Annotated in this window: 1 protein-coding gene and 1 pseudogene; one reads left to right on the forward strand and one right to left on the reverse strand. The window is 61.3% G+C overall.

The window, feature by feature from the left end; genetic code table 11:
• Positions 1-309: IS110 family transposase (locus tag IF809_RS38670; protein WP_462840095.1), on the reverse strand; the 309-nt coding region annotated here is incomplete at its 3' end.
• A gap of 83 nt (positions 310-392) precedes the next feature.
• Here IF809_RS38670 and IF809_RS38675 point away from each other — a divergent pair.
• Positions 393-662: pseudogene (locus IF809_RS38675) on the forward strand (integrase core domain-containing protein); the annotation flags it as partial.
• Positions 663-733 lie beyond the last annotated feature (71 nt).

The following is a 733-nucleotide window of genomic DNA, read 5'->3' on the forward strand; positions in this document are numbered from 1 at the left end:
ACGGGTGACCGCTTCGCAGATCGCGGCCGCGTCAGCGGCGTCATTCTTGGCTCCTCTTCGTAGGTAGGGTTTAACATAGGCTGGCGGGATCAATCTCACATCGTGTCCAAACTGCCGAATCTCCCGCGCCCAGTGGTGAGCAGTCGCACAGGCCTCAATGCCGACTAGGCAAGGTGCGAGCGAGGAGAAGAACGACACGATCTCGCCTCGCCGGAGGCGTTGGCGACCGGCCACTTGGCCTTGGCCATCAACTGCATGGATGTGAAATACGTGCTTCGAAATATCCAACCCAATTGTCGCGATTTCCATGGTGAATTGCTCCTGTTACCGGGTTCGTCCATCCATCGCCAGTATATCGCCGGCGCGGAGGGAGCGGGGCCGTCTTCCCCATCAATGGCCGGCTGCGGGATGAATTGTTGAACGAGACGCTGTTCACGTCGCTGGCCCATGCCCGCGTCGCGCTCCGATGCTGGCGGACCGATTACAACGACGCACGACCACACTCGCGGCTCGGATGGAAGACGCCGTCCGAGTTCGCCTTCACCTGCGATCCGCGCCGGGATCTGGCGCTGCGCTATGCCGAGGGCTCCGCGCCAGCTCCCGTCGCTACCACCGCCCAACCGGGCAAATCCAACAGCCGGGGCGAACTCAGGACTGGATAAAACTTGATGTGGTGGAACGGCCCGCTCCAACAGCATCAAAGTGCTAGAACGTGGTCGTTGTTCGAACGCCA

The organism is Bradyrhizobium sp. UFLA06-24, assembly GCF_054967145.1.